21 protein-coding genes, 1 tRNA gene and 1 pseudogene are annotated in these 22,640 nt (G+C 72.0%); 12 read left to right on the top strand and 11 right to left on the bottom strand.

Features of this window, described 5'->3' with window-relative positions:
• Window positions 1-95 precede the first annotated feature (95 nt).
• On the top strand, window positions 96-1,130 hold the full coding sequence (locus CD790_RS10905; RefSeq protein ID WP_144382986.1) for an SURF1 family protein: 1,035 nt from the start codon (window positions 96-98) through the stop codon (window positions 1,128-1,130).
• Between the two features lie 493 nt (window positions 1,131-1,623).
• On the opposite strand, the gene CD790_RS10900 is transcribed toward CD790_RS10905, so the two are convergent.
• Entirely contained in the window at window positions 1,624-3,522 is a 1,899-nt protein-coding gene (locus tag CD790_RS10900; protein WP_399217310.1) for a prolyl oligopeptidase family serine peptidase, read from the bottom strand.
• Between the two features lie 186 nt (window positions 3,523-3,708).
• Between CD790_RS10900 and CD790_RS10895 the strand changes: the two are divergent.
• Window positions 3,709-3,891: pseudogene (locus CD790_RS10895) on the top strand (SAM-dependent methyltransferase); the annotation flags it as partial.
• Between the two features lie 113 nt (window positions 3,892-4,004).
• Here the strand turns inward: CD790_RS10895 and CD790_RS10890 are convergent.
• The gene (locus CD790_RS10890) at window positions 4,005-5,171 is read right to left on the bottom strand and encodes a cytochrome P450 (RefSeq protein ID WP_260867527.1); all 1,167 of its coding nucleotides are present in this window, start codon (window positions 5,169-5,171) and stop codon (window positions 4,005-4,007) included.
• Between CD790_RS10890 and CD790_RS35665 the strand changes: the two genes are divergently transcribed.
• Entirely contained in the window at window positions 5,059-5,352 is a 294-nt protein-coding gene (locus CD790_RS35665; protein WP_260867545.1) for a hypothetical protein, read from the top strand. The two genes, CD790_RS10890 and CD790_RS35665, sit on opposite strands and share 113 nt — an antisense overlap.
• A gap of 181 nt (window positions 5,353-5,533) precedes the next feature.
• Here CD790_RS35665 and CD790_RS10885 read toward each other — a convergent pair.
• Window positions 5,534-5,607: transfer RNA gene (locus tag CD790_RS10885), tRNA-Pro, on the bottom strand.
• 116 nt (window positions 5,608-5,723) lie between these two features.
• Window positions 5,724-6,653, bottom strand: coding sequence for a metallophosphoesterase (locus tag CD790_RS10880; protein ID WP_144382983.1), 930 nt, complete (start codon window positions 6,651-6,653; stop codon window positions 5,724-5,726).
• Window positions 6,654-6,729: 76 nt separating this feature from the next.
• Here CD790_RS10880 and CD790_RS10875 point away from each other — a divergent pair, with 76 nt between their 5' ends.
• Window positions 6,730-7,197, top strand: a complete 468-nt coding sequence (locus tag CD790_RS10875; protein WP_144382982.1) for a GatB/YqeY domain-containing protein — start codon at window positions 6,730-6,732, stop codon at window positions 7,195-7,197.
• Between the two features lie 311 nt (window positions 7,198-7,508).
• On the opposite strand, the gene CD790_RS10870 is transcribed toward CD790_RS10875, so the two are convergent.
• Window positions 7,509-9,767 carry a transglycosylase domain-containing protein gene (locus CD790_RS10870; RefSeq protein WP_144382981.1) on the bottom strand — a complete coding sequence of 753 codons (2,259 nt, stop codon included), beginning with the start codon at window positions 9,765-9,767 and terminating at the stop codon, window positions 7,509-7,511.
• 386 nt (window positions 9,768-10,153) lie between these two features.
• On the opposite strand from CD790_RS10870, the gene CD790_RS10860 reads away from it, so the two are divergent.
• On the top strand, window positions 10,154-10,492 hold the full coding sequence (locus CD790_RS10860) for a WhiB family transcriptional regulator (protein WP_144382980.1): 339 nt from the start codon (window positions 10,154-10,156) through the stop codon (window positions 10,490-10,492).
• 463 nt (window positions 10,493-10,955) lie between these two features.
• Here CD790_RS10860 and CD790_RS10855 read toward each other — a convergent pair whose 3' ends face one another.
• Both CD790_RS10855 and CD790_RS10850 read right to left on the bottom strand, forming a co-directional pair.
• Window positions 10,956-12,287, bottom strand: a complete 1,332-nt coding sequence (locus CD790_RS10855) for an ArsA family ATPase (protein ID WP_144382979.1) — start codon at window positions 12,285-12,287, stop codon at window positions 10,956-10,958.
• A gap of 40 nt (window positions 12,288-12,327) precedes the next feature.
• Window positions 12,328-13,305 carry an ArsA-related P-loop ATPase gene (locus CD790_RS10850; protein ID WP_144382978.1) on the bottom strand — a complete coding sequence of 326 codons (978 nt, stop codon included), beginning with the start codon at window positions 13,303-13,305 and terminating at the stop codon, window positions 12,328-12,330.
• Window positions 13,306-13,377: 72 nt separating this feature from the next.
• On the opposite strand from CD790_RS10850, the gene CD790_RS10845 reads away from it, so the two are divergent.
• From CD790_RS10845 to CD790_RS10830, 4 genes are all read left to right on the top strand, one after another.
• Complete coding sequence (locus tag CD790_RS10845; RefSeq protein WP_003975360.1) at window positions 13,378-13,539, top strand: DUF4177 domain-containing protein; 162 nt, start codon at window positions 13,378-13,380, stop codon at window positions 13,537-13,539.
• Entirely contained in the window at window positions 13,536-14,000 is a 465-nt protein-coding gene (locus tag CD790_RS10840) for a RidA family protein (RefSeq protein ID WP_144382977.1), read from the top strand. Before CD790_RS10845 ends, CD790_RS10840 begins: the two co-directional genes overlap by 4 nt.
• 619 nt (window positions 14,001-14,619) lie before the next feature.
• Window positions 14,620-15,567 (top strand): NUDIX hydrolase, encoded by a 948-nt coding sequence (locus CD790_RS10835; protein WP_399217436.1) that lies wholly within the window; start codon window positions 14,620-14,622, stop codon window positions 15,565-15,567.
• Window positions 15,564-16,394 carry an MBL fold metallo-hydrolase gene (locus CD790_RS10830; RefSeq protein WP_144382976.1) on the top strand — a complete coding sequence of 277 codons (831 nt, stop codon included), beginning with the start codon at window positions 15,564-15,566 and terminating at the stop codon, window positions 16,392-16,394. The genes CD790_RS10835 and CD790_RS10830 overlap by 4 nt, the downstream gene beginning before the upstream one ends.
• Window positions 16,395-16,681: 287 nt before the next feature.
• Here the strand turns inward: CD790_RS10830 and CD790_RS10825 are convergent, their stop codons facing one another.
• On the bottom strand, window positions 16,682-17,356 hold the full coding sequence (locus CD790_RS10825) for a Crp/Fnr family transcriptional regulator (protein WP_014061749.1): 675 nt from the start codon (window positions 17,354-17,356) through the stop codon (window positions 16,682-16,684).
• A 286-nt stretch (window positions 17,357-17,642) separates the two neighbouring features.
• Here CD790_RS10825 and nth point away from each other — a divergent pair, with 286 nt between their 5' ends.
• The 3 genes from nth (at window position 17,643) to CD790_RS10810 (ending at window position 20,686) form a co-directional block, all read left to right on the top strand.
• Window positions 17,643-18,632 (top strand): endonuclease III, encoded by a 990-nt coding sequence (gene nth, locus CD790_RS10820; RefSeq protein ID WP_313956493.1) that lies wholly within the window; start codon window positions 17,643-17,645, stop codon window positions 18,630-18,632.
• Window positions 18,629-19,315 carry a CoA pyrophosphatase gene (locus CD790_RS10815; RefSeq protein WP_144382975.1) on the top strand — a complete coding sequence of 229 codons (687 nt, stop codon included), beginning with the start codon at window positions 18,629-18,631 and terminating at the stop codon, window positions 19,313-19,315. The genes nth and CD790_RS10815 overlap by 4 nt, the downstream gene beginning before the upstream one ends.
• Window positions 19,316-19,486: 171 nt before the next feature.
• On the top strand, window positions 19,487-20,686 hold the full coding sequence (locus tag CD790_RS10810; RefSeq protein WP_144382974.1) for a MarP family serine protease: 1,200 nt from the start codon (window positions 19,487-19,489) through the stop codon (window positions 20,684-20,686).
• A gap of 163 nt (window positions 20,687-20,849) precedes the next feature.
• Here the strand turns inward: CD790_RS10810 and CD790_RS10805 are convergent, their stop codons facing one another.
• The 3 genes from CD790_RS10805 to CD790_RS10795 all read right to left on the bottom strand — a co-directional run bounded on the left by CD790_RS10805 (window position 20,850) and on the right by CD790_RS10795 (window position 22,593).
• A complete protein-coding gene (locus tag CD790_RS10805) occupies window positions 20,850-21,086 on the bottom strand; it encodes a hypothetical protein (RefSeq protein ID WP_144382973.1) in 237 nt (78 codons plus the stop codon).
• A 122-nt stretch (window positions 21,087-21,208) separates the two neighbouring features.
• Window positions 21,209-22,135, bottom strand: coding sequence for an alpha/beta fold hydrolase (locus CD790_RS10800; RefSeq protein WP_144382972.1), 927 nt, complete (start codon window positions 22,133-22,135; stop codon window positions 21,209-21,211).
• Window positions 22,132-22,593 carry a phage holin family protein gene (locus CD790_RS10795; RefSeq protein ID WP_144382971.1) on the bottom strand — a complete coding sequence of 154 codons (462 nt, stop codon included), beginning with the start codon at window positions 22,591-22,593 and terminating at the stop codon, window positions 22,132-22,134. The genes CD790_RS10800 and CD790_RS10795 overlap by 4 nt, the downstream gene beginning before the upstream one ends.
• Window positions 22,594-22,640: the final 47 nt, after the last annotated feature.

Raw genomic sequence — 22,640 nt, 5'->3', positions numbered from 1 at the left:
GGCCGAGCCCGGCGCCCTTGCCTTCGGCGCCTTTACCGCCCGACTCCCGCGCCCCCGGCGCAGGGAACCCCGCGCGGGGCCCGTACCGTGGTGGTGTGTATCGGTTTCTGCTGACGCCTCGGTGGTGGGCACTCAACGTCTTCACCGTGCTGTCGATCGTGGTCTGCGTGGTGCTGGGCAGCTGGCAGCTGAGCCGCTTCGAGGCGCGCGTCGACTCCCACAAGAACCAGCAGAAGCGCGCGTCCGACGCCCAGGAGGCCGAGGCCGCACCGCTGCGGAAGCTGCTGCCGGTCACCAAGGAGACCTCCGGCCGGCTGGCGACCGTCACCGGGCGCTACGACGCCGAACACCAGCTGCTCGTCCCCGACCGCCGGCTCGACGACCGCACCGGCTTCTACGTGCTGACGCTGTTGCGCACGGACGCCGCCGAGGGCGGAGGCCGGGAGAAGGCGCTCCCCGTCGTGCGCGGCTGGCTTCCCGGCGACGCCGACGACAAGGCGGCCACCGCCAAGGTGCCCGCGCCGCCCTCCGGCGAGGTGACGGTCACCGGTGCGCTCCAGGCATCGGAGAACCGCGGCACCGACGGTGTACGCGCCGAAGGCGGACTGCCCGAAGGTCAGCTCGGCATGATCAGCGCGGCCTCGCTGATCAACGTGGTGCCGTATGACGTGTACGACGCATGGGTCACCTCCTCCAAGACCACCGGCGCCCTGCGCCCGGTGCCCCCGGCCGCTGCCGAAGGCACCGGCCTGGACCTCAAGGCGTTCCAGAACCTCGGCTACACCGGTGAGTGGTTCGTCTTCGTGGGCTTTGTGCTCTTCATGTGGTTCCGCCTCTTCCGCCGCGACGTCGAGGCCGCGCGAGACCTCGCCCTGGGCATCGTCCCCGCCGACGCCGCCACCCCCGCCCCGACCACGGCGGGCTCACCCGACGACGGCAGTGACGACGCCACCCCCGCCGCCCCGGGCCCCAGGAAACCGGCCGCCTCCGGCTCGGGATCGGTCTCCGGAGCGGAACCGGAACCGGTGGCCTCTGGGGCCGATGCGGCGGCCTCCAGCGCGAAGCCGGAACCGGCCGCCTCTGGGAAGGCGTCGGCGGCCTCGGGTGCGAAGGCGACCACTTCCGAGTGAAACCGGCGCCGCCCGGTGCCGATCCGGTGCCCACGAGCCGCACGATCCCGAGCGGGGCCGCTCCCGATTCCGCGGGTCATGCCCGGCAGTCTCCGAGCCGTGTCCGCGCCAGCCGTGTCCGCGCGAGTCGTGTCCGCGCGAGGCGGGGTGCCCCGTCGTAGGCGGCCGCCAAGGCGCCGGCCAAGGCGCCGGCCAAGGCGTCGGCCAAAGCGCCCGCTTCGGGGCCGGACGGCTCAGCCCTGCCGCTCCACCGCCTTCCTATCCCGCGCCCCAGGGAAGGCGCGGGCGCCGCCCCTGACCTCCCGGGAGTGCCCCCGGTGTCCCCGGGGCCCGCCTGGCGTCTCTCAAGCGCCCTGCCGACCCCGGAGGCGGCGTCCCGGGAGCGTGCGGGGCGGGCCCGCGCTTGGTCCCGGCGGTCGGGGGCGGGCGGCGCCGCCTCGAATCGGGCACGCCCGCCCCCAACCGTCGGTCCGGACGGTGTCGTCCGGGGGCGTCAGCTCAGGCGGCTCAGGTGACGCTGGGCGAACTCGATCTCCAGCCGGAGCTGCTTGATCCGCTCCTCGACGACGAGCGAGCCGTGGCCGGCGTCGTAGCGGTACACCTCGTGGGGGGCGCCCCGCCGCTCCAGCCGGGTCACGTAGTTCTCGATCTGGCGTATCGGGCAGCGCGGGTCGTTGACGCCGGCCGAGATGTAGACGGGCGCCCGCACCTGGTCCACGTAGGTCAGGGGGGAAGACGCCTCGAACCGCTCCGGGACCTCCTCCGGCGTGCCGCCGAAGAGGGTGCGGTCCAGCGCTTTCAGGGCCTCCATCTCGTCGTGGTAGGCGGTGACGTAGTCGGCGACCGGCACCGCCGCCAGGCCCACCGCCCACGCCTCCGGCTGCGTACCGAGGCCCAGCAGTGTGAGGTAGCCGCCCCAGGAGCCGCCGGCCAGGACCAGCCGGCGGGGGTCGGCCAGCCCCGAGGCCACGGCCCACTCCCGGACCGCCGCGATGTCCTCCAGCTCTATGAGCCCGATGCGGTGCTTGAGAGCGTCCGTCCACTCCCGTCCGTACCCGGTGGAGCCGCGGTAGTTGACCCGCACCACCGCGAAGCCGTGGTCCACCCAGGCGGCCGGACCGGCGGCGAAGGCGTCGCTGTCGTGCCACGTCGGCCCGCCGTGGATGTCGAACACGGTCGGGAAGGGGCCCTCGCCCTCGGGCCGCTGCACCAGTGCGTGCACCCGGCCGCCGGGCCCCTCCACCCAGGCGTCCGTGACCGGCACCGACTCCGGGGCTCTGAGCCAGAAGGCCGCGTCCGCACGCCCTGTGCCGCTCTCGGCGACCACGGCACCCGCGGCGCCCTCGGCGGGCGGCTCCAGCACGATTCGCCCGCTCGTGGAGCGCACCTGGGGCGGATGGGCGGCCGAGGACCACAGGTACTCGACCGTGCCGTCCGGCCGGGCCGAGGCGCCGGATATGGTCCCGGCCGGGGTCTCCACCGCGGTCAGCTCGCCGGAGCCCAGGTCGTACCGCCACAGCTCGCTGCGCGCCTGGTAGCCGTGCTCCACCAGCAGCGCCGAACCGTCCGGGTACCAGTCGACGCCGACGTCACCCGGCAGCTCGATGGCGAGCGCCGTCTCCTCGCCCGTCAGCGGGTCCCAGATCACCGGCTCCCAGCGGCCGCGGCGCTGGTGCCCGACCAACAGCCGCGTGTCCCCGGCGACCGGCGCGAAGCCCATCACCGAGAGCCCGAGCTCCACCGCGCCGCCCTTGGTGTCGTCCAACTCGGCGACGGTGGTGCCGTCGCGCCGCACCACCCGGATCGCCGAGTGCATCGCGTCGCCGTGCTCGGTGTGCTCTATCGCGATCAGCTCGCCGTCGTAGGAGAGATCGCCGACCCCGGCCGACTCCCGGTGGCGGTAGATCTCCCGCGAGGCGCCGTCCGGCTCCACGACGTGGAGGGTGGAGCCGTCCTCGTCGGTCGAGCGGCCGACGACCGCCGTGCCGTCCCGGCCGAGCGCGAGCCCGGCCGGATACGACGGCGCCAACGGCGTCGCGGGCTCGTCCTCTTCACCCTCGGGACGCCGGGAGTCCCACCCGGAGAACGGCTGGCGCCGCCATATCCCGAACTCGTCGCCGTCGGTGTCGGAGAACCACCAGATCCACTCGCCGTCCGGCGACAGCACCCCGCCCGTCGTCCCGTTGGGCCGGTCCGTCGCCTGGCGTTGGACACCGGTGGTCCGATCCCAGGCGTACAGCTCGTACGTGCCCGTCGCGTTCGATACGAAAAGCGAGCGGTCGGGGGCGTCCTCCGCCCAGTCCGGCAGCCCCACTCGCGGCGCTCGGAAGCGCTTCTCCCAGTCCGGCATGGACTCCGGCATGGATCCTGTGCTCTCAGCCATGCCCCCCATTCTGCGCCGCCGCGCAGACAACTCGCTGACGTCGCCGCGCACCTGTGGATAACCTCCGGCGCATGCGCCGATCCACGCCGCGGGACGACACGGCGGACGACCCGGCGGAGGACTGGCACGAGACCGACCGAGCCCTGGGGGACCAGCGCGTTCCCGGGCATCTGGCCAGCGACTTCCCCGACCTCACCCGCCGACGTCTACGACGCGGTCGAGGCGGTGCCCGACTCCTCGTACGACATCGTCTACACCGGCGTCGGGGCGCCCTGCCGGCTGCCCGACATCGACCGCTGGGCCGAGACGACCGCCCGTCTCGTGGCGCTCGGCGGTTTCCTCCACCTCGCCGAGTTCCACCCGCTCACCGACGCGCTCGGGTCCGGCCGTGAGGGGCGCGAGTGCCGCCGTGACGGGCATGGGTCCGGTTGTGACCGGCAGGGCCCGCCCGGGGCGTGGAGTCCTGCCCTGGCACGCACGGGCTCCGCCCGCTACCCGTGCAGCCGCAGCGGCAGCGCGTCCACGCCGTAGACGATCGAGAGCTTGCGGAACGACAGCTCCTCCGGCGCGACCGCCAGCCGCATGTCGGGGAAGCGTCGCACCAGTGCGGGGAGCGCGGCCCGCAGCTCCATCCGGGCCAGCTCGGCGCCGATGCAGCGGTGGATGCCGTATCCGAAGGCCAGGTGGGACGCGCCGGCCTCGCGGTGCGGGTCGAAGCGCTCCATGTCCTCGCCCAGTGCCGCGTCGCGGTTGGATCCGCTCAGCGAGCACAGCATGAAGTCGCCGCGAGCGATCTTCGTGCCGGCGATCTCCATGTCCTCCTTGGCGAAGCGCGGGAAGGCCACCTGGACCACCGTCAGATAGCGCAGCAGCTCCTCGATGAAGGGGTCGACCACGTCGTCGCGGTCGCGCAGCGCCGCGAAGTGCTCCGGGTGCTGGAGCAGCACGAGGGTGCCCAGCGCCAGCATGCTCGCCGTCGTCTCCAGGCCGCCGGTCAGCACTCCGTCGGCGAGACCGGTGAGCTCCTCGTCCTCGATGTCGTCGCCGTGCTCGCGAACGATCATGCCCAGCAGTCCGTCGCCCGGGTTCTCGCGCTGCTTCTTCACGATGTCGCGCAGATACGACAAAGAGTCGGATATGACGCCGAATGGGGCATTTGCTCCGCCGAATAGGTCGAACCGCGCGGTGCTCAGCTTCTGGAACTCGTCGCGGTCCTCGTACGGCACGCCCAGCAGTTCGCATATGACGAGCGAGGGGATCGGGAACGCGAACGCCTCCACCAGGTCGACCGGCCCGTCGGCCGCGGCCATCTCGTCGAGTCGTTCCTCCACGAGGGAGTGAATGCGCGGAGTCAATCGGTTCAGTCGGCGCATCGTGAACTCCGGTGTCAGGAGGCGCCGCAATCTCGTATGTGTCGGTGGATCACTGAAACCCAGCCCGCCGGGATTCTGCTGAGCAGAAATTCCGGCATTCCCCGCAATGTTGGTGAAATCGGTGCTGAAGGCGTTCGCCTTTCCGAGGACCGCCTTGCATTCGGTGTGTCCCGTGACGAGCCAGCCATTCATCCCGAACGGCAGCGAAAGCTTGCTGATCGGCTCCTGGGTGCGCCGTGTGGCCAGCGCCGGCACCGGATCCACGCCGTCGCGCCGCAGCGGCATGAGCGTGGATTCCGGCAGAAAAGACATCTTGGACAGGTCGAGGCCGTTCCTCTGCAATCTCGAAAAGTACTTGCGGCTGACCCAGGAGACGATGTTTGAGCGGAGAGTCGACATGCGCGCAATACTGCCTGCCGCCGCTCAGGGACTGGTAAGCGGCCCGAGAATCCGCCGGCGTCTGTAGGTGGCAGAAGTTGATTCCGGCAACGGCTTTATCGAATCGCCTTCCCGGCGTGACGGTGACGCGATCACGGGCGCCGTCGAACGGGTGCCGAGACCATCCGAGCACGTTCCCCGGAGAGCATGGCGGGGACGCCGGACATAAGCGAGAGGCCCGGTCCAATGGACCGGGCCTCTCGTGCCAGTCGGGGTGGCGGGATTTGAACCCACGACCTCTTCGTCCCGAACGAAGCGCGCTGCCAAGCTGCGCTACACCCCGAAGCAACGAGCTCTACTTTAGCCCACGTCGCGCCAGAGACGAAATCCGGTTTCGAGGCCGGGCCCGCAGGTCGCTCCCCCGTCGCTCTCGGATCGCTTCCGAGGTCGGCCCCGAGCTCAGTCCCGGGGGGTCAGCGTGAGCAGGGTGGCCTCGGGCGGGCAGGCGAAGCGGACCGGGGTGTAGCGGTTGGTGCCGCAGCCGGCGGAGACGTGGAGGAAGGAGGTGTGGCCGCCCGCGGTGTGCGTGGACAGGCCCTTGACCCGGCCCGTGTCGATGTCGCAGTTGGTGACCAGTGCTCCGTAGAAGGGGATGCACACCTGCCCGCCGTGGGTGTGCCCGGCGAGGATCAGCGGGTAGCGGTCGGCGGTGAAGGCGTCCAGCACGCGCAGGTACGGGGCGTGGACCACGGCCAGCGACAGGTCCGCGTCGGTCTCCGGGCCGCCCGCCACCGCGTTGTAGCGGTCTCGCTTGATGTGCGGGTCGTCCAGGCCGGTCAGAGCGATCTCCAGGCCGCCGTCCAGCTTCAGCCGGCCGCGGGTGTTGGTGAGGCCCACCCAGCCCGCGGCGTCGAAGGCGTCGCGCAGGTCCTCCCACGGGTTGTGGATGGCGCCGACCACCGGCGGGTTGCCGTTGAGTCCGTGCCGGCCGCTGGCCTTCTCCATCAGATAGCGGGCGGGGTTGCGCAGCTTCGGGCCGTAGTAGTCGTTCGAGCCGAAGACGTACGCCCCGGGGAACTCCATCAGCGGGCCCAGGGCGTCCAGCGTCTCCGGGACGCCCTCGGTGTCGGAGAGGTTGTCTCCGGTGTTGATGACGAAGTCGGGGCGGAGGCCGGCGAGCGACTGGAGCCAGCGCTGCTTCTTCCGCTGTCCGCTGACCATGTGGATGTCGGAGACCTGGAGGACGCGCAGCGGTCGCATCCCGCGCGGCAGCACGGGCACGGACACCCGTCGGAGCCGGAAGGAGCGGACTTCGAAGCCGACGGCGTAGGCGAGGCCGGCCGCGCCGACTGCGGTGATTCCCAGGGGTACTCCGTAACGAGCGCGCATGGTCCCCATGGTCCCAGACCTGCGACGGCGACGAAATCTTCGGGTGATTCCCGACCGGTGCTGGCAGACTCAGTCCATGACCACCACGCTCAAGGACAGGCTGCAGGCCGACCTCACCGCGGCGATCAAGGCGCGCGACGAACTGCGCTCCTCCACGCTTCGGCTCACCATCACCGCGATCACCAAGGAGGAGGTGGCGGGCACGACCGCCCGCGAACTCTCCGACGCGGAGGTGGAGAAGATCGTCGCGCGGGAGGCCAAGAAGCGCCGTGAGGCCGCCGAGGCCTTCGAGCAGGGCGGCCGCGCGGAGCAGGCCGAGCGGGAGCGGGCCGAGGGCGAGGTGCTGGCGGAGTACCTGCCGAAGCCGCTGACCGACGAGGAGCTGGACGCGCTGGTCGCCGCCGCGGTCAAGGAGGCGGCCGAGGGCGGTGCCGAGGGCCCGCGCGCGATGGGCGCCGTGATGAAGATCGTGAATCCCAAGATCGCCGGCCGCGCCGACGGCGGCCGGGTGGCGGCCGCGGTGAAGCGGCACCTCGCCGGCTGACCCTTTCGAACGTCGTCCCACCCCTTCCGACCGCGTTCCGGCCGCACCGTGCCGCAAACCCGCCGGACGGGTGGTTCTCCCATCGACCGGCGACCGGCGACCGGCGACCGGCGACTGGCGACTGGCGACTGGCGACTGGCGGTCGATGGGAGCGGGGCGCCGGCTGTCGACCGCGGGGCGCCGGCGCCGGCGAGGGGGCGCCGCCGGAGGCAGGCCGTACGCAACGGGCGACGGGGCCCGGACATCCACTGTCCGGGCCCCGTCGCCCTCTTATGCCGTCGTGCCGGCCCTGATGGTCGGCCGGCCGGTGGTCAGCGCCGGCCCCTGCCGACGCCCGGGTTCCAGCCGCCGTTCCAGCCCCCGATGTCACCGATACCCCCGATGTCATCGATGCCGCCGTCCTCGCCGCCGATCAGGTCCGGCGGGATGGTGAGGTCCGGCCATGGCTTGTCGCCCCGGCCGCCGTTGCCCCCGCGGCCCGGCTTGTTGTCCTCGTCACCCCGGTCCGGCCGGTCCTTGTGCGGGTCGTCGACGGGCACGGTGACGAAACCCGGCGCGGGCTTGCCCGCCAGGGCGCCGGACATCGCCTCGCGCCAGATCGGCCCGGGCACCTGGCCGCCGAAGACCTTGCCCCAGGTGCGGCCGCCGATGGTGATGTTGACCATCTTGCGCTGGTGCTTGGGGTCGCCGACCCACACCGCGCCGGCCAGGTTCGGGGTGTAGCCCACGAACCAGGCGGCGTAGCGGAAGTCCGTGGTGCCGGTCTTGCCGGCGCTGGCGCGCCCGCTGAGGCCGGCCTCCTTGCCCGTGCCGTCCTCGACGACGCCCCGCAGCAGCGTGTTGACGGTGTCGGCGGTCTTCTCCGACATGGCCCGCTTGCAGGAGGTCTGCGGGACCTTGAACGACTTGCCGTCCGCGGTGGTGATCGACTCGATGGCCACCGGGGTGCAGTACACGCCCCGGTTGGCGAAGGTCGCGTAGGCGTTGGCCATGGTCAGCGGGGACATCTCCTGGGTGCCGAGCGTGATGGACGGCACCTGGTCGATCTTCTTGCCGTCGGCCCGCTTGACGCCCATCTTGTCGGCGAGGGTGGTCACCGGACAGACGCCGATGTCGCTGATCAGCTGGACGAAGTAGGTGTTGACCGACTTCGCGGTCGCCTCCCTCATCCCGTACGGGCCGACCTCCGAGGGGTTCTCGTTCTCCACGGAGGCGGTGTCGCTCCAGCTGCCGTCGCAGGTCTGCACCGGGCTCGGATACGGCATCTTGTACGGCGACGGGTAGGACTGGCTCGGCTTGGTGCCCCGCTCCAGCGCGGCCGCCGCCACGATGGGCTTGAACGTCGAGCCCGGCTGGTAGCCCGCGCCGCCGCCCATCCGCTGGTCGACCGAGAGGTTGATCTGCGTCTGGTTCTCGCCGAAGCCGTACGGCCTGGACTGGCCCATGCCCACGATCTTGCCGGTGCCCGGCTCCACCAGGGTGACGGCGGTGGCCACCTCGTCGCTCGCGTTGACGCCGTTCTTCACGGCCTTCTGCACCGACTTCTGGGCCCGCGGGTCGAGGGTGGTGCGGATCGTCAGACCGCCGCGGTGCCAGCGCTGGGCCCGCTCCTCCGGCGTCTTGCCGAAGGCCGGGTCGGTGAGGAAGACCTTGCGGACGTAGTCGCAGAAGAAGCCCGCGCCGTCGACGGCGGTGATGCAGCCGTTCTTGGGCCGGCTCACGTTGAGGCCGAGCGGCTTCTTCTTGGACGCGTCCGCCTGCGCCTGGGTGATGTGCCTCACCTCGGCCATGCGCTGCAGCACGGTGTTGCGGCGGAGGGTGGCCTCGCGCGGGTCGTTCACCGGGTCGAAGCGGCTCGGCGACTGCACGAGGCCGGCCAGCAGCGCCGACTCCTCCAGGGTGAGGTCCTTGGCGTGCTTGCTGAAGTAGCGCTGTGAGGCGGCTTCGACGCCGTAGGCCTGCTGTCCGAAGAAGGTGATGTTCAGGTAGTTCTGGAGGATCCGCTCCTTGCCGAGCTCCTTCTCGACCTGGATGGCGTACTTCAGCTCCCTGATCTTGCGCCCGACCGTCTGCTGGGTGGCCTCCGCGACCTTCTCGGGGTCGTCGCCGGCCTCCTCCACGAAGACGTTCTTCACATACTGCTGGGTGAGGGTGGAGGCGCCCTCGGAGACGCCTCCGTCCTGGGCGTTCTTGTTGAGCGCGCGCAGCACGCCCTTGAGGTCGATCGCCCCGTGCTCGTAGAACCGGGCGTCCTCGATCGCCACGATCGCCTTGCGCATGTGGGGGGAGATGTCCTTGAGCTCCACGACGGTGCGGTCGCGGGAGTAGACCTTCGCGATCTCGCCGCCGTCGGCGTCGAGGATGGTGGTCCGCTGACTGAGCGGCGGTGTCTTGAGGTTGGCCGGAATCTCGTCGAACTCCTCGACCGTCCCCTTGGCGGCCAGGCCTAGCGCCCCGACCGCGGGCAGTGCGAGGCCGGCCATCACCGTGCCGGCGAGCATGCTGACCCCGAGGAACTTGGCCGCCTGCTGAGTGGTGGAGAGGCCCCCGCCCGAGCGCTTCTTACCCATAGGGGGCAGCCTACGTGGCGAATCGCCGGACAGGGGCCTACCGGTTCGCCTACTCTGTTTCACGCCAGCCACAGATGTGCGGTTCAGCGCTCCTCCATTAATCACTCGTGTGAGTGATGAGACATGCCCGAGTTGTCGAGGTGTGTCGCTCCCCGCGCCATATGTCCTGGGTGATCTGCCCCGTTATGCGGGATTGCTCTGTTATGTCGTCAGCTCACTCCGTTGGGTGATCTGCCGCGTACGCATAGTCCGTTCGGGCCATTCAAGATTGGGCCCGCAGGGGGTGTTGCACCCTGCTTGCCTTCCGTAACGTCCTCAACTGGCGACGGTGCATATGCCGTTTGTCGCCGTGGGGGAGCCTCGATTCGGGAGAGGACGGCGCCAGCATGGGCTGGGTAACCGACTGGAGTGCGCAGGCAGCCTGCCGCACTACCGATCCGGATGAACTATTCGTCCAGGGCGCGGCACAGAACAGGGCGAAGGCGGTCTGCACGGGATGCCCGGTGCGCACCGAGTGCCTGGCCGACGCCTTGGACAACCGCGTGGAGTTCGGCGTCTGGGGCGGGATGACCGAGCGCGAGCGGCGGGCGCTGCTGCGCCGCCGGCCGACCGTCACCTCGTGGCGGCGGCTCCTGGAGACCGCCCGCACGGAGTACGAGCGCGGAGCGGGCCTGCTGCCCGTCGGCGACGACGAGGAGTACGGCAGCTACGCCGCGGCGGGATGAGCCGTCGGCTTGCTCCGTTCGGCGTGAAACACCCGGTCTGATTCGCTGGGCCGGATGCACCGCGGCGCGATCCGCCCTTGCGGAGACCGCTGCGGCCTCGCTGAGAACGCTGTGGGCCGGTCAGCCTCGGAGGGGTCCCCGCGCGGCGATCGCTTGAGGCATGTGGCCGAGGCCCGCCGGGCCCGGCGCGTGGGACAGGTGGCCCAGCGCGTGCGCCACGGCGCGACATGCGGCCGTGCGGGATGCGCGGCACGGCGCGACATGCGGCGACGCGGGGTGTGCGGCGACGCGGGATATACGCGGCCTCGACCGCCGCTTGTACGCCCCGTCGTGGGCGCCCCACCAGGTGCTGCCGCGCTCGCCGGCGGCCGCTCAGGCCCGCACCCCAGCCCCGGACCGCCCGCACCCCAGGCCCGGACCTCGGTCTACGGAGGCCCATGGCCGGAGCCGCCGGCCGCGTGCCCTAACCGGCGGCTCGGCTCTCTCCCGTCTGGACCGCCAGCCGCTCGCCCACCGCACGCAGCCCCGCCAGGTCGTGCACATCGCCGGGGAGCGCGGCGACCTCGGCCACCGGAACCTCGGAGTGCAACGCGGCGAAACGATCGCGCGTGCGCTGCTCACGCGCGAGCACCTGCATGCGCTCCGCGTGCAGCCTCAGCAACCCCGCGGCAAGCTGCTCCGCCGACGTGGGGGAGTGGTCGTCGGCGACGGCAGTGGCGACCGGGTCCGCGCCGGAGTCCGTATCCGGTGCGCTTCGCTCGTCAACCTTCCCGGAAGCGCGATCGACAATGCGGGCGTCGCCAAGATTTTCTACAGAATCATCACTGACCGTCAGAACGTTGGCCATGGATGTCCGGTCCGCCAGCATCTCCGCGGCGGCCAACGCGCGTTCGGCCGACAGCTCCGCCGCGCCGCTGCCGTGCACCCGGTTGAGCACCAGGCCCGCCAGCGGCATCCGGTCCGCCGCCAGTCGCTCGACGAAGTACGCGGCCTCGCGCAGCGCGTCCCGCTCCGGGGCGGCCACCACCAGAAACGCCGTGCCGGGTGCCTGGAGCAGCCGGTAGGTGGCGTCCGCGCGGGTGCGGAAGCCGCCGAACATGGTGTCCATGGCGGAGGCGAAGGTCTGTACGTCCTTGAGCAGTTGCCCGCCCAGCAGCTTGCTCAGTGCCCCCGTCATCATCGACATGCCGACGTTGAGCACCTTCAGCCCGGCCCGGCCGCCCACCTTGGCCGGGGCCAGCAGCACCTTGATCAGCTTGCCGTCCAGGAACGAGCCGAGACGCTTCGGCGCGTCCAGGAAGTCCAGCGCCGAGCGGCTGGGCGGTGTGTCGACGATGATCAGGTCCCACTCGTCGCGCGCCCGCAGCTGGCCCAGCTTCTCCATGGCCATGTACTCCTGCGTGCCCGCGAAGCCGGCCGACAGCGACTGGTAGAAGGGGTTCGCGAGGATCGCGGCGGCACGCTCGACGTCGGCGTGGGCCTCGACGAACTCGTCGAAGGTCCGCTTCATGTCGAGCATCATCGCGTGCAGTTCGCCGCCGGCCGAGGTGTCGATGCCCTCCACCCGACGCGGGATGTTGTCGAGCGAGCCGATGCCCATCGACTGGGCCAGTCGGCGGGCCGGGTCGATGGTGAGGACGACCACCCTGCGGCCGCGCTCGGCGGCCCGTACGCCCAGCGCCGCCGCGGTCGTGGTCTTGCCGACGCCGCCCGAGCCGCAGCACACCACGATGCGGGTCCGCGGGTCGTCCAGCAGCGCGTCGGTGTCGAGCCGCGGTGCCGCGTCCATGGTCATGCCCACCTTCCCTCGCGCGGCCCGGTCCGGTGCCCGCCGCTCATGCCGTCCATTGCTTGCGGAGGTCCGCCGCCAGCCGGTAGAGCCCGGCCAGGTCGATCCCGTCGCTCAGCAGCTCCAACTCGTGGGTCGGCAGCCCCAGTCGCCCCAACTCGGCGCGTTGCGCGTGCTCCAGCGCCACCCGCTCCGCATGCTCGCGCGCCTGCTCCAGCAGCGGGTCGACCAGCCGCTCCGCCAGTCCGCCGCGGCGCGCGCCGCCCAACCCGGCCTCCGACAGGGCCTTGGCCACGGCCGTGCGCTGGCCGTTGGCGGCGGCCTGCACGGCCGCCTGGTCCAGGATCGCCGGACGGACCATGTTGATGATGACCCCGCCCGTCGGCAGGCCCTCCGCGCGGAGCTCGGCGACGCCGTCCGCGGTCTCCTGGACCGGCATCTCCTCCAGCAGCGTCACGAAGTGCACCGCGGTCTCGGGGGACTTGAGCACCCGCATGACCGCCTGCGCCTGGTTGTATATCGGGCCGGTGCGCGCCAGCCCCGCCATCTCGTCGTTGACGTTCAGGAAGCGGGTGATCCGGCCGGTCGGCGGCGCGTCCATGACGATGTGGTCGTAGACGAACCGGCCGTCCTTGCCCTTGCGGCGCACCGCCTCGCAGGCCTTGCCGGTCAGCAGCACATCGCGCAGCCCGGGCGCGACGGTCGTCGCGAAGTCGATGGCGCCGAGCTTCTTCAGCGCCCGCCCGGCACTGCCGAGCTTGTAGAACATGTGGAGGTAGTCGAGCAGCGCGTACTCGGGGTCGATGGCCAGGGCGTGCACCTCGCCGCCGCCCTGCGCAACCGCGATCTTGCGCTCCTCATAAGGCAACGCCTCCGTCTCGAAGAGCTGCGCGATACCCTGCCGGCCTTCTACCTCGACCAACAGTGTCCGCTTGCCCTCGGCCGCGAGGGCCAACGCGAGTGCGGCGGCGACCGTGGTCTTGCCGGTTCCGCCCTTGCCACTGACGACATGGAGCCTGCTCACATTCGGGAGCCTAACCAGTCGCCGTACGGAGTACGCACGAGCCCCCGCGAGAGAGGCATTACAGTCAGCACCATGACCAAGTGGGAATACGCGACCGTGCCGCTGCTCGTGCATGCGACCAAGCAGATTCTGGACACCTGGGGCGAGGACGGCTGGGAGCTCGTCCAGGTCGTGCCGGGCCCGAACAACCCCGAGCAGCTGGTGGCCTACCTGAAGCGGGAGAAGCAGGCGTGAGCGCGGTCGAGGAGAAGCTCGCGGAGCTCGGCCTGCGGCTGCCGGGCGTCGCGGCGCCCATCGCGTCGTACGTCCCGGCGGTCCGTACGGGCTCGTACGTCTACACCTCGGGCCAGCTCCCGATGGTCGAGGGCAAGCTGGGCGTGACCGGCAAGGTCGGCGCGGAGGTGACGCCGGAAGAGGCCAAGGACCTGGCGCGGATCTGCGCGCTGAACGCCCTGGCCGCCGTGAAGTCGGTGATCGGCGACCTCGACAAGGTCGTCCGCGTGGTCAAGGTCGTCGGCTTCGTCGCCTCGGCTCCGGACTTCACCGGCCAGCCGGGCGTCATCAACGGCGCCAGCGAGCTGCTGGGCGAGGTCCTGGGCGCCAAGGGCGTGCACGCGCGTAGCGCCGTGGGCGCGGCGGCGCTGCCGCTGGACGCGCCGGTCGAGGTCGAGATCCAGGTCGAGATCGCGGACTGAGCTGTCTGAACGGACGAGCTTTCCGAACGGACGAGCTTTCCGAACGGACGAGCTCTCCGAACGAACGAGCTCTCCGAACGGGCGATCGTCTGTACGGGCGATCTGTCTGTACGGGCCGGGCGGCCGGAAACGGTCGTAGGCGACGGGTGGACCGAGCCGGCTGAGAGGCTCGGTCCGACCGCACGACGTGGGTTCACGGCGCGGGTCGGAGTCGCCGCGCGGGCCGGGTCTGGTCACCGCGCGCCGAAACCGCGCACCGCGCGGGGCGCGTTCACCATGCGGACCGTGGACCGTGGACCGTGGACCACGGCCTGCGCGTGTTCGCCGCGCAGGCCGCGATTGCTTGCCGCGCGGGGCGATGCGGCCCCCGGCCATACGTGCTCACGCGAGGGCGCTCACCGTTTCGACCGTCAGAGCGGGTGCCGCCAGGAGTCGGCCCGGGATCGGCCCCGGGCGCTCTCCTGGCGGCACCTTCGCTTGTCCGGCCCGTTCGGCGACCGCGACCGCAACGGCACGTCCGTGGACACCCGGCGGGCCACAGGGGGAGAAGAACCGGCTGGTCAGGGCGGCGCCTCTCGAACATCCGCCCGCGAGCGCATACCATCCGGCCATGCCGTCCATGTCGCCTGGCCCGTCCGCGTCGTCGTCCGTGTCACCGGCGTCGCCCACGCCTCCCACGCCGCCCGCCGCCAACGGCCAGTGGTACCCGGCCGAGTGGCCGGATCGCATCCGGGCGCTCGCCGCCGGCGAACTCACCCCGGTCGCCCCACGCCGTGCCGCCACCGTGCTGCTACTGCGGGACGGTGCCGACGGCCCCGCCGTGCACATGCTGCGCAGACGCGCCTCCATGGCCTTCGCCGGAGGCGCGTACGCGTATCCGGGCGGCGCGGTGGACCCGCGCGACGACCGACCGGTGGCCTGGGCCGGGCCCGCGCGAGACGTCTGGGCCGAGCGGTTGGGGCTGGCGGGAGACGGGGCGGCGGCGCAGGCGATCGTGTGCGCCGCGGTGCGGGAGACCTTCGAGGAGGCCGGCGTGCTGCTCGCCGGGCCCACGGCGGACACGGTCGTCGCGGACACCTCCGGGGACGACTGGGAGGCGGACCGCGCGGCGCTGGTCGACCGCGAGCTGTCCTTCACCGACTTCCTCAGCCGCCGCGGCCTGGTGCTGCGTTCGGACCTGCTGCGCGGCTGGGCCCGATGGATCACCCCGGAGTTCGAGGCGCGCCGCTACGACACCTGGTTCTTCGTGGCCGTGCTGCCCGAGGGCCAGCGCACGCGCAACGCCTCGACCGAGGCGGACCGTACGGTCTGGATCCGCCCCCAGGACGCCGCCGACGGTTACGACAAGGGCGAGCTGCTGATGATGCCGCCCACCATCGCGACGCTGCGCCAGGTGGCGCCGTACGGCACGGCGGCCGAGGCGCTGGCGGCCGCCGAGCGGCTCGACCTGACACCGGTGCTCGCGCGGGCGAGCCTGGTCGGCGAGGAGATCGTGCTGAGCTGGCCGGGCCACGACGAGTTCACCAAGCACGTCCCCACGGGACCCACGGGCGGAGCCACCTCATGACCTACGCAGCCTCCCTGCCGGGACAGCCGCGCGGCGGCGCGATCAGCGGTCCGGCGACCGCCCGCGCGGTGTGCGTGTTGGCGCCCAACCCGTCCGCGATGACCCTGGACGGCACCAACACCTGGATCATCGCCGAGCCCGACTCCGACCTCGCCGTCGTCATCGACCCGGGACCGCTGGACGAGGGCCACCTCCAGGCGGTCGTCGACACCGCCGAGCGGGCCGGCAAGCGCGTCGGCCTCACCCTGCTCACCCATGGACACGCCGACCACGCGGAGGGCGCCGGGCGCTTCGCGGAGCTCACCGGGACCCGGGTGCGCGCCCTCGACCCCGCCCTGCGACTCGGCGACGAGGGCCTCGCGGCGGGGGACGTCATCACCACCGGCGGCCTCGAACTGCGCGTGGTCCCCACCCCCGGCCACACCGCCGACTCGCTCTCCTTCCACCTCCCCGCCGACGCCGCCGTGCTGACCGGCGACACGGTCCTCGGCCGCGGCACCACCATGGTGGCCCACCCCGACGGCCGCCTCGGGGACTACCTCGACTCCCTGCGCCGCCTCCGCTCCCTGACCGTCGACGATGGCGTGAGCACGGTGCTCCCCGGCCACGGCCCCGTCCTCAACGACGCCAAGGGCGCGGTCGAGTACTACCTCGCCCACCGCGCCAACCGCCTCGCCCAGGTCGAGACGGCCGTCGAGGACGGCTACCGCACGGCGGAGGAGGTCGTCGCGCACGTCTACGCGGACGTGGACCGCTCCCTGTGGCCCGCGGCGGAGCTGTCGGTCCGGGCGCAGCTGGAGTATCTGCGGGAGCATGGGCTGATCTGAGGCGTACGGGGGCGCGGGGCTCGGCCACGGCCGGTCGGGCCGGAGCACGCCCGGTGGTCGCCGCCCGCGGTGGTCGCGCCCACCGGGTGCCGGCGCGCGGCGACGCGCTACGGGATCCTCCCGCGCCGTACGGCGGATCGGTCCGCCAGGCTGTCGTACGGCGGATCGGTCCGCCAGGCGACGGCAACGGCGAAGGGCCCCCGCCGGATGCCCGGCGGGGGCCCTTCGTGCCTATGGCGTGCGGGTGCGGGACGGCCCCGCACCGGTGTGCCCGTGGCGAACCCGCGTCAGCGGGACCGCTTGGCCAGGCGCTCCACGTCCAGCAGGATCACGGCGCGGGCCTCCAGGCGCAGCCAGCCGCGGCCCGCGAAGTCGGCGAGGGCCTTGTTCACGGTCTCGCGCGAGGCGCCGACGAGCTGGGCGAGCTCTTCCTGGGTCAGGTCGTGTACGACGTGGATGCCCTCCTCGGACTGCACGCCGAAGCGGCGCGACAGGTCGAGGAGCGCCCGCGCGACACGGCCCGGGACGTCGGAGAAGACCAGGTCGGACATCTGGTCGTTGGTCTTGCGCAGGCGCCGGGCGACGGCGCGCAGCAGGGCGCTGGCCACCTCGGGGCGCGCGTTGAGCCACGGCTGGAGGTCGCCGTGGCCGAGGCCGAGGAGCTTCACCTCGGTGAGGGCGGTCGCGGTGGCGGTGCGCGGGCCGGGGTCGAAGAGCGACAGCTCGCCGATCAGCTCGCCGGGACCGAGCACGGCCAGCATGTTCTCGCGGCCGTCGGGAGAGGTGCGGTGGAGCTTCACCTTGCCCTCGGTGACCACATACAGGCGGTCGCCCGGGTCCCCTTCGTGGAAGAGTGCGTCGCCTCGGGCGAGGGTGACCTCTCCCATGGAGGCGCGCAGCTCAGCGGCCTGCTCGTCATCGAGCGCCGCGAAAAGCGGGGCGCGCCGCAGAACGTCGTCCACGAGATCTCTCCTTGTCGACACGCACAGGGGACCTTGGTCCCCATGATGCCGGACGGTAAAACAGTGCGATCAATCACAAGTTTGACGCACCGGTCCATGGGACCGTACGGCAGGGGTCCGATTGGGCGGCCGATTTCGTGCGACCGGGGCGGATGTCAGTGCCTGGGCTTAGGCTGGCCGGGTGTCCAATAGGCCGGTGAGAGCACAGGGCAAGGGGGCTGGACGGGTGAGCGCACCTCGAAATTCCGCTGTGGGCGAACACCCGCCCCGTGCTGCCGCGAAAGCCGTGAAGTCGAGCAAAAGGCCCAGCGCCGCCGCCTCGGAGGCCGCGCCGGCCACGCAGGATGTCGCCCCGACCGCCGAGGGCGTCGCGCCGGCCGGAGCGTCGAGGACCGCGAAGCCCACGAAGGCCCCGGGGGCGGCGAAGAGCGCGAAGGTCCCCGCGGCTGCCAAGTCCGCCACGAGCGAGAAGCCCGCCAAGCCCGCCAAGCCTGCCAAGCCCGCCAAGTCGGAGTCTCGCGTCGCGCTCGTCCGTCGCGCCCGCCGGATCAACCGCGAGCTCGCCGAGCTGTATCCGTACGCCCACCCCGAGCTGGACTTCCAGAACCCCTTCCAGTTGCTGGTCGCCACCGTCCTCTCCGCCCAGACCACCGACCTGCGCGTCAACCAGACCACTCCGGCCCTCTTCGCCGCCTATCCCACCCCCGAGGAGATGGCGGCCGCGGATCCCGAGACGTTGGAGCGGCTGATTCGGCCGACCGGGTTCTTCCGGGCCAAGGCGAGGTCGTTGCTGGGGCTCTCGGCCGCCCTCCGGGACCGGTTCGGCGGCGAGGTGCCGGGGCGGTTGGAGGACCTCGTCACGCTGCCCGGCGTCGGGCGAAAGACGGCCAATGTGGTGTTGGGTAACGCGTTCGGGGTGCCCGGCGTGACCGTTGATACCCATTTCGGGCGACTTGTCCGGCGCTGGAAGTGGACCACGCAGGAGGACCCGGACAAGGTCGAGGCCGAGGTCTGCGCGCTCTTCCCCAAGAGCGAGTGGACGATGCTCTCGCACCGGATCATCTTTCACGGCCGGCGCGTCTGCCACGCCCGCAAGCCCGCCTGCGGCGCCTGCCCCATCGCCCCGCTGTGCCCGGCGTACGGAGAGGGCGAGACCGACCCCGAGAAGGCCAGAAAGCTGCTGAAGTACGAGCTGGGCGGCCAGCCCGGCCAGCGGCTCAGCCCCCCGGCCGACTACCCCGGCAAGGCCGCCGCGCCGCTGGGAGCCGCCGGATGACGAGCACCTACGGTGGCGGCGTCGCCGTCAGCGCCCAGGGCCTGCCCGAGTGGCTGGAGCCCGTCGCGCGGGTCGCCGAGACGATCGAGCCGCTCCAGCTCAGCCGCTTCCTGCCGCCCGCCCAGGGCGGCGGCCGTCCGTCCGCGGTGCTCGTGCTCTTCGGCGAGGGACCGCGCGGGCCGGAGCTGTTGCTCATGGAGCGCGCGGGGTCGCTGCGCGCGCACCCGGGGCAGGCCTCGTTCCCCGGCGGCGCGCTCGACCCGGAGGACGGAGACCCGGACGGGATCGGCCCGCTGCGCGCGGCGCTGCGCGAGGCCGAGGAGGAGACCGGCCTCGACCCCACCGGCGTCCAGATCTTCGGGGTGCTGCCCCGGCTGTACATCCCGGTCAGCCGCTTCGTCGTGACCCCCGTGCTCGGCTGGTGGCGCGAGCCCAGCCCGGTCGCGCCGGTGGACCCGGCCGAGACGGCGCGGGTCTTCGCCGTGCCGGTGGCGGATCTCACCAATCCGGACAATCGGGCCATGGCGCTTCACCCCAGTGGGCACCAGGGCCCCGCCTTCACCGTTGGAGCGGGCTTGGTGTGGGGTTTCACCGCCGGGGTGATCGACCGCCTGCTGCACTACGCGGGCTGGGAGCTCCCCTGGGACCGGGACCGACAGGTCTCGCTCGACTGGCAGGCATGAGAGGTTTGTCCCCGTGCCGTCTTCTCCCGGGGACCCCGACATGAGCGGCCGCCACCGGCCCGGCGGCCCCGTCGCCGACGCTCCGGGGCGCCGCGCGGGCCGGTGGGAGGGCCGCCCCGGGAGCCCCGGCCGGCCCACGGTCCCGGCGACATCATTGCGAGGCAAATTTCGGTGAACGTGCTGGACATCCTGCTGCTGCTCGCCGCCGTGTGGTTCGCCATCGTCGGCTACCGCCAGGGCTTCGTCGTCGGTGTGCTGTCCGTCATCGGCTTCCTCGGCGGCGGCCTGATCGCCGTCTATCTGCTGCCGGTGATCTGGGACGCCGCCACCGACGAGGCGACGCCGGGCACCTTCGCCGCGGTCACCGCGGTGGTGCTGGTGATCGTCTGCGCCTCGATCGGACAGGCCGCCACCACACACCTGGGCAACAAGCTGCGCCGGCACATCACCTGGTCACCGGCGCGCGCCCTGGACGCCACCGGCGGCGCGCTGGTCAACGTCGTCGCCATGCTGCTGGTCGCCTGGCTGATCGGCTCCGCGCTGGCCGGCACCTCGCTGCCGACGCTCGGCAAGGAGGTGCGCAACTCGCGGGTGCTGCTCGGCGTCTCCCGGGTGATCCCGGAGGAGGCCAACACCTGGTTCGCCGACTTCTCCGCCACGCTCGCGCAGAACGGGTTCCCCCAGGTCTTCTCCCCGTTCGCCAACGAGCCCATCACCTCCGTCCCGCCGCCCGACCCGGCGCTGGCCGAGAGCCCCGTCGCCACGGCCGCCAAGCAGAGCATCGTCAAGGTCGTCGGCTCCGCCCCGAGCTGCGGAAAGGTCCTCGAGGGCACCGGCTTCGTCTTCGCGCCGCACCGCGTGATGACCAACGCGCATGTCGTCGGCGGTGTCGACGAGCCGACCGTGCAGATCGGCGGCGAGGGCCGGACGTACGACGCCCGGGTGGTGCTCTACGACTGGGAGCGCGACATCGCCGTCCTCGACGTCCCCTCGCTGCGCGCTCCCGCGCTGAAGTTCACCGAGGGCGACGCGCGCAGCGGCAACGACGCCATCGTCGCCGGCTTCCCGGAGAACGGCTCCTTCGACGTCCGCGCCGCGCGCGTGCGCGGACGTATGCAGCCCACCGGTCCGGACATCTACCACCGGGGCAGTGTCCGCCGCGATGTCTACTCGCTCTACGCCACGGTGCGGCAGGGCAACTCCGGCGGCCCGCTGCTGACCCCCGAGGGACGGGTGTACGGCGTCGTCTTCGCCAAGTCGCTCGACGACCCGGACACGGGGTACGCGCTGACCGCCGACGAGGTCCGGGAGGACGTCGAGCAGGGGCGCACCGCCACCGGTCAGGCCGACAGCCAGGGCTGCGCCCTGTAGCGCGGACAGGCGGACCCCGGCCCCGCCCCGGGCGGAATCAGGCGGCGCCGGGCACCTTCGACCGGCCGCACGAAGGGTGTCGCGGTCGTGCGGATGGTGTCAGCGGCCGCGCGAGGGGTGTCAGCGGTCTCGCGGAGGGTGCCGGCTGGCAGCGCGAGCGCTGTCAGCGGCTGCGCGGGTGGTGGCGCAGCCGCGCCGAGACCCAGCGGGCCCGGCGGCGGATGATCCGTGGGATGCCGATGCGGGAAGCATGGCCGCCCAGCGGACCCGGGCCCTGCGGCGCGAGGGGGCCCTGCGGATGTCCGGGAGCGCGTCGCTCGGACACGCTCAGCGTGGTGTTGGCATTGGCGTCGGAGCCGCGCTCGCTCGGTGCGTCACGGTAGTCGTGCGTCCAGCCCATACCCGGGACTCTGCCCGTGCCTCAAGGTCCGTAATCGCCTGTGGAGGCGTCAATTGGCCTATGCGACGGGCAAGTGGCAGTTGGTCGTACGGGCGTTTCCCTGGTGGTTGACGGGGCGTCGCCTAACGGTCGGGTTCCGGGTCCCGCAGCCAGTCGATCAGCTCGGTCGAGAACGCCACCGGATCCTCCTCATGGGGGAAGTGGCCGAGGCCGTCGAAGAGCCGCCAGCGGTAGGGCGCCTCCACATACTCCCCCGAACCAGCGGCGCTGCGGGTGCGCATCACCGGGTCGAGTGAACCGTGGAGATGCAGCGTCGGCACCCGCACCGGCCGCTTCATACGCCGGTTGAACTGGAAGCCGTCCGGGCGGGCCAGCGACCGCACCATCCAGCGGTACGGCTCGATCGAACAGTGCGCCGTGGAGGGGATGCACACGGCGCGACGGTAGACGTCCACCGTCTCGTCGTCGGGCAGCAGCGGCCCCGACCAGTCCCGGATCAGCCGCCCCACCAGGGCCGCGTCGTCGGCGACCAGCTGACGCTCCGGGATCCAGGGCCGCTGGAACCCCCAGATGTGGCTGCTCGCCGCCGACTGCTTGACGTCCGCGACCATGGCCGAGCGCCAGCGCCGAGGGTGCGGCGAGGAGGCGACGACGAGCCGTCGCACCAGCTTGGGCCGCATCACCGCGGCCGTCCAGGCCAGATAGCCGCCCAGGTCGTGGCCGACGAGCGCGGCGTCGGGTTCGCCGAGCGAACGGATGACGCCGGTGATGTCGAGGGCGAGGTTGGCCGGGTCGTAGCCGCGCGGCGTACGGTCGCTGCCGCCCACGCCGCGCAGGTCCATCGCCACCGCCCGGAAGCCGGCGTCGGCGAGGGCGGTCAGCTGGTGCCGCCAGGTCCACCAGAACTGGGGGAAACCGTGGAGCAGCAGTACCAGCGGACCGTCGCCCAGCTCGGCGATGTGGAAGCGCGCACCGTTGGCCGCGACGTCCCGGTGGGTCCAGGGGCCGTCCAACCGTACGAGCGCGGCAGCGGAATCGGGAGCCGTCATGCAGTCGAGCGTGTCACATCGACGTCCACCCGGTGGCCATCGACGGTGGCACGCGGATGCGGCTTGACGTACGAGAGCACCGCCGCGGTCTGCTTCGCGGAATCGATGGACTTCTGGGGCGGCTTGACCTTCTTCAACTTCGCCATCGCCAGCAGCCCGAGCACCGCCGCCAGCAGCCAGTACAGGCCGCCGACGATGAGGAAGCACCAGACCAGACCGAGTCCGGTCCAGGCGCGGAAGCCGTACGCCAGGGCGAAGCTGAGCACCGGCAGCGAGAAGAGCACCAGCACACCCGCCGCGATGAAGGCGCCACTTCCGATCGCGCCCCGCTTGACGTCCTGTCGGATCTCGGCCTTGGCCAGTGCGATCTCGTCGTGGACCAGCGCGGACAGCTCGGTGGTCGCCGTGGCCACCAACTGGCCGAGGCTGCGGTTGCCGCTGTCGTCGGCTGCGCTCATCGCCATCTCCCTCTGCTCTTCTGCGGAGCTCCGCACCCGCGGAGCTA

The organism is Streptomyces sp. SAJ15, from assembly GCF_007595705.1.
In the GTDB taxonomy this organism is placed as follows: domain Bacteria; phylum Actinomycetota; class Actinomycetes; order Streptomycetales; family Streptomycetaceae; genus Streptomyces.
This window is presented reverse-complemented; position numbering and strand designations above follow the sequence as displayed.